Here is a 5,469-nt window from a genome sequence, read left to right on the forward strand (position 1 = left end):
ACTACGGTGAGCATCGGGTGTGCCTTCCCGACCGACGTTGGCGCGTCGGCCATGCGTGAGAGACCTCAAACGATCACCGGGAAGGTACACCCCTTCCCGGCTGATCCACAGGTCTCAAGCATTGCTCACCGGCGCCCATCTGCAGCCAACAACGGTTCAAAGCAAGGGTGACCGCGTGCACCACTGAGGACCGCGCCGGGCCTGGATTCGATCTCCGTCCGCATGGATCGTAGGTATGGCCACATCCATGTGACGATCCCGAAGTTCGCCATGCTGAGGACGTTGGTTGCTGCGCAGCAGCTCACCGATGCGGCGCTCAGAGTGCCCGATGCCGTAGTGCGGCGAGGTGTCGAAGTAGCGGCCCTTCGGCGATGTCGCCGTGGAACCACACCGGGTACCCCGCCCAGCTCGAGTCGAGGGCCGCCTGCCACACCTCGGCGGCCGGCCCGACGTCGAGGTGATCCTCCAGTGCGGCCAGGCACCGGCGGGTCTCCTCGTCGTAATGGGTCAGCGAGGCACCCCGGTAGAAGCTGTGCGCGCCCGCCGGCGGTCCGCCTGTGGCGTCGCATCGCTGCAACGCCAGGATGAACTCGGCCACCTGCACGGCGAATGACGGCATATCGTCGATTCGCGCCGGATGAGCGGTCTCGCCCTCCAGCCAGCCGCGCACCGACCAGGGGTAGGGATAGCCCTCGCCGGGCTCGCCGGTGGCCAGGATCGGCGGGATGGCGACGGGCAAGTGCGGCGCCAGCCGCGGTAGCCAGACGCTCTCCTTCTCCACCGCCGGCACGTAGCCCTCGGCCGTCGGCAGACGGACCGTCATGCTCTCGCCCAGCCGATAGGTCCGGTTGTCGTGGCCGTCCACGGGTACCGGGGCGATCGGAAGGTCCTCCCACTGGGGGAACTGGGCCGCGATCAACTGGCGTACCAGGTCCGCGGTGATACCCGCGCGCCCGTCGGGAGGAGCGGAGATGACAGGTGCGTTCGCTTGCTGCATGAGGAATCCCGTTTCTGTGTGAGAAGTTCGGAGGAACGAGTCCGGGTGCCGCTCGCTGCCGGGCCGATGGCTGGAGGTCGAGGCGGCTACCGCTGACGGAGGGCGGATGACGGCGTCCGCGCAGGGGTTCCGAACCTGGATCCGATCTGATCCGCTTCGGCGCCCGGTGTGATGCGGGCGGGCGGAGCCCCGATCAGATGCCACGCTGCGGCCGAGCGTCCGGCGCTGACCAGGTCCAGCGCTGGATCGGCCGCGCCGAAGCCGCCGTCGAGGACTCCGGTGAGACGGCCGTCCGTATGCAAGGCGACGTCCTCGGTCTCGAAACGCGCCCGTCAGAAGGCAGGGAAGGCCCAGCCCGAGGGGTGGAAGGGCTCGCGCTCGCCACGAAAGGCGAGCGAGGCGGCAGTGACCGCGCCGAGGCGCAGTTCCTCGACCCGGCCCCCGGCTGCCAGGGACGACAGGGTGGTGCCACCCAGATAGGCCGCACCCAGCTCGGCGGAGGTCAGCCGCAGGTCCGGCGGGGCCTGTGTGCGTTCGCAGGTGACGGACTCCCCGTTGGCACGCAGGTGGTAGCGTCCCGCGTTCCACGGGCAGAACGTGTCCTGAACCTCCAGGACCAGGTCCAGCGAGGCCGAGTAACGGCGTGCCTCCAGCGCCCGCTCTACGTCCACCAGGCGGACCCAGAGGTTGTCGATCACGGTGGTGCGAGCCGCGCGCGGGTCGGCTAGCAGGTGCTTCAGTGGTTCGTCGACGGCGCCGTCGTAGGTGAGTTCGGCGTGAGCGTCGAGATCGATGAGGTAGCGCCACAGCGCGGCGTACGACTGCCTGGTGGTGGCCGCGACCTCGATAATCTGCACCAACCGCGACTTGGAGCGGTAGAGGGCGTAGCCGGTGACCTCGCCGCCGGGCTCGGTGTGGAAGCCGAAGCGCAGTGCCGTCCCGCCCTCACGCACGCGCTCGCCGTCAGCCAGCCGGGCCTCCCAGAACTTCTCCGTACGGTCGACCCACCCGACCCCACTTCGGCGGGCGGTGTCGTAGACCTTCTCCAGCAGCGGCCGGGCCTCCTGGCGGCCGAGCAGGCGGATCGTCCCGTCGCCCAGGTCTGTGCCGGGCCTCAGGGCCATGAACCGCTTGTCTCCCTGGATTTCGGCGACCTGGCTGGCGATGCCGTACCCGAAGCGGCCGTAGATCGTGGCCTCGGCGGCATTGAGCGCGGCGATCGGTTCGCCGCCCGATTCGTACAGGTCGGTGAGCTGTTTGCGCATCATCGCGGTGAGGATGCCGCGGCGCCGGTGCGTGGGCAGGACCGCGACGAGCGTGATCCCGGCGACGGGTACGGCCACGGGCGCCGCCGAGCCGGGGACCGTCATGACGCGGCCGTAGATCGATGCGCCGCCGACGATCTCCTCGCCGTCGTAGGCGGCGATCGTGCGTTCGGGCTCGATGGAGGAGGCGGCGTTCCTGAGGCCGCCCTCGGACCAGTCCTGGCCGTACGTCGTGGTGATCATGCGAGCCCATGCGTCGAGCTCGTGGGCGCCGATGGTCCGCAGCGGGTAGGTGGCTGTCATGCTTCGAGCGTGGCCGGGTAAACAGGCACCGCACATCAGGTGATTTATGTATTTATATGCTGGCGCCGTGACGGCGGAGCGCGTGGTCAGTCCGGTGTTCATCGGCCGGGGCGAGGAGTTGTCGGCGCTGGCGGCGGCTCTGGACACGGCTGTCGAGCAGGGGCCGGTAGTGGCGCTGGTGGCCGGGCAGGCCGGGATCGGCAAGTCGCGGCTGCTCGCGGAGTTCACCCGGTCGCTGGGTTCGGGGGTCCGGGTGGTCGAGGGCGCCTGCACGGAGCTGGGCAGTGACGGCCTGCCGTACGCACCGTTCGTGACGGTGCTGCGCAGGCTGATCCGGGTCGAAGGGGTGCTGCCCGGGCCCTACCGCCAGCTGGCCCGCTGGTTCCCTGAGCTCGGAGAGGCAGGCGACGCGGAAGGCGGCAAGCACCAGCTGTATGAGGAAGTCCTGACGCTGGTCGAGCGGGTGGCCACGGACCGGCCGGTCGTCTCGATCGAGGATCTGCACTGGGCCGACGCCGCCACCCGCGAGCTGCTCAGCTTCCTGGCCAGGAACCTGACCCAGGCGGGCGTGCTCCTGACGATCACCTACCGGCCGCCGGAAACCGGCGACGGGCTGCCCGGGCCGCTGCTTTCCGAGCTGTCCCGCCGCCCGCGCACCACCACGCTGCGGCTGGAGCGCCTGGATCGGCAGGGCGTGGGCCGCCAGCTGGCCGCGATCCTCGGCACCGAGCCTGACGCGGCCACCGTACGCCGTGTCCACGAACGCAGCGACGGCAACCCGCTGTTCGTCGAGGCACTCGCCCGTGCCGGCGAGCGGACTCCGGACAGCCTGCGCGCCCTGCTGCTGTACGGCCCGCGGTCGCTGCCGGACTCGGCGCGGGAGCTGCTGCGCATCGCTTCGGTGGCGGGCGGCCGGGTCGGCCACCGGCTGCTGGCGGAGGTGGCCGGGCAGGACGGGGCCGGGTTGGACGCCCTGCTGCGCGAGCTCGTCGATCGCAGCCTGCTCGTCACGGCAGGGGACGGCTACGACTTTCGCCACGCCCTGATCCGGCACGTGGTGTACGAGGACCTGCTGCCAGGCGCGCGGGCGCGCTTGCACGCGCGCTATGCCGGGGCCCTGCGCGATTCCGGCGCACACGCGGAGCTGGCCGCGCACGCCTACGCCGCCGGAGATTGCGGGCTGGCCCTGTCCGCCGCATACTTGGCCGCAGGCCAGGCGCGCAGCTCGTACGCCTACGAGGAGCAGGTCCGCATGCTGGACCAAGTCCTCGAACTCTGGGACCCAGACGTATGGCTGGGCGGCGACAGGATCGACATCCTGACCGACGCGGCGGAGGCCTGCATGCTCAGCGGCGACTACGCTCGCGGCGTCGACTACGCCACCGCCGGGCTGGCCGCCGTGGACGAGCGGCGCGAGCCCGAGCGGGCCGCCCAGCTTCTGGAGCACCGAGGCAGGCTGCTGCACCGGCTGAACGCGACCGGCGTCTCCGACTGGGAACGAGCCCTGGAACTCTTGCCCGCCGCCCCCGACAGCGTTCAGCGGGGACGGTTGCTCGGGGTGCTGGCCATGGGCCTGCTGCCGGAGGTGGACAGGGCTCGCGAGCTGTTCGAGGAGGCGCTCGCCGTCGGCCGGCGCATCAGCGATGCCACGGTCACGGTCCGCGGGCTGCTGGGCGTCGGGTCCATGACGCGCGACCTCGGGATGCTGGCGCAGGCCCGCGCGCTCGCCGAGCGTCTCGACACCCCTGACCTGCTCATGACCGTCCCCATGTACGAGGCCACGCTGCACACCAAGGCCGGCGACCAGCACCGCGCCATCGAAGCGGCCCGCGACGGCATCCGCCATGCCCGCCGGTACGGGCTGGGCCGCAGCCGCGGCGCCGAACTCGCGCGCTACGCCTCCGCAGCCTGATCCTGGCCGGGGAATGGGACGAGGCGGCCGCCGTTCTGCGAGAGAGCCTCCAGGAGGACCCGCCACCGCTGTCGCGGCAGGCCCTGCTCGTACTCGCCGGCAACCTGTCGCTGCTGCGCGGGGACGTGGCCGCGGCGGCCGACGCCGCGGCGGCCGTGGAGCACGCCGACAGCGGAAGCCTGTTCCCCCGCTATCAGTTGCTCTGCCTGCTCGCCGTCGCCCAGGGCGACCCGGAGCGAGCCGACCTGCTCCTGGACCGGGCGCTGGCAGATCCGGCCCTGCTGGGGCGGCCCCGGTCAGCCAAGGACGGGCTCACGGAGCGTGAGCATGACGTGCTCAGGTTGATCGCGAAGGGCCTGAGCAACCGGCAGATCGCCGCCCGGCTACACATCTCGCCGAGTACGGCGGGCGTGCACGTCTCTCATATCCTGACGAAACTGGGCGCGGCGACCCGCACCGAGGCGACAGCCATCGCCTTCCGCGAGGGGCTGGCGGGGCCCTCCCCCGCCTAGCTTGACGTTTACCTTTCTGGCGTGCGGAGCTCTCCGAAACCATCACCGGTCGAAGTGCACCGTGCCCAGACGGTCGGCGCCTGGGTTCAGCGGTGCCGCCGGGCGCTGATGCCTGCCGGTCCGTTTGATCCGCTCGGCACGCCGGCAGATCCACGATGACGACTACCGCCGCACCGTCTGGGAGCGGAAGCTGTGCCCCAGCTCGGCCTGAGACCGTGGTAATGACGAAAGTTACATATCAACGGGCTCAATGCGGACGGATCGATGTGATCGGTGCCGGGCACCACGATCCCGCAAGCCGCGTGCACCCGCAGAACGTGACTCTCGACGATCAGGAAACGACCGGTCACATCCGCCCGAGGTGTGTCAGAGAAAATGCACCAGATCGGGTCTTAAATACCCATCAGTCGCGGGAGGGGTTATAGGGGATCCTGGCGTAGTTCTCGCCGGGCTGCAACCCGGGCCTCGTGCGCGTCCTTC

4 protein-coding genes are annotated in these 5,469 nt (G+C 70.4%); 2 read left to right on the forward strand and 2 right to left on the reverse strand.

The features are described from left to right. Nucleotides 1–316: 316 nt before the first annotated feature. Nucleotides 317–997: a phosphotransferase gene (locus ACTWQA_RS58435; RefSeq protein WP_443167400.1), complete on the reverse strand. Its 681-nt coding sequence runs from the start codon at nt 995–997 to the stop codon at nt 317–319. A 332-nt stretch (nt 998–1,329) separates the two neighbouring features. Further along, nucleotides 1,330–2,565 carry a GNAT family N-acetyltransferase gene (locus ACTWQA_RS58440; protein WP_443167401.1) on the reverse strand — a complete coding sequence of 412 codons (1,236 nt, stop codon included), beginning with the start codon at nt 2,563–2,565 and terminating at the stop codon, nt 1,330–1,332. Between the two features lie 67 nt (nt 2,566–2,632). Between ACTWQA_RS58440 and ACTWQA_RS58445 the strand changes: the two genes are divergently transcribed. Both ACTWQA_RS58445 and ACTWQA_RS58450 read left to right on the forward strand, forming a co-directional pair. After that, the gene (locus ACTWQA_RS58445; protein WP_443167402.1) at nt 2,633–4,477 is read left to right on the forward strand and encodes an ATP-binding protein; all 1,845 of its coding nucleotides are present in this window, start codon (nt 2,633–2,635) and stop codon (nt 4,475–4,477) included. 125 nt (nt 4,478–4,602) lie between these two features. Further along, complete coding sequence (locus ACTWQA_RS58450; RefSeq protein ID WP_443167403.1) at nt 4,603–4,989, forward strand: response regulator transcription factor; 387 nt, start codon at nt 4,603–4,605, stop codon at nt 4,987–4,989. Nucleotides 4,990–5,469: the final 480 nt, after the last annotated feature.

The sequence above is a fragment of the Nonomuraea sp. 10N515B genome, from assembly GCF_052245915.1.
Classification (GTDB): domain Bacteria; phylum Actinomycetota; class Actinomycetes; order Streptosporangiales; family Streptosporangiaceae; genus Nonomuraea.

What these genes read in the sequence shown, in the direction of transcription:
- ACTWQA_RS58435 (WP_443167400.1), bottom strand. Translation starts at nt 997, where the DNA reads ATGCAGCAAGCGAACGCACCTGTCATCTCCGCTCCTCCCGACGGGCGC.
- ACTWQA_RS58440 (WP_443167401.1), bottom strand. Translation starts at nt 2,565, where the DNA reads ATGACAGCCACCTACCCGCTGCGGACCATCGGCGCCCACGAGCTCGAC.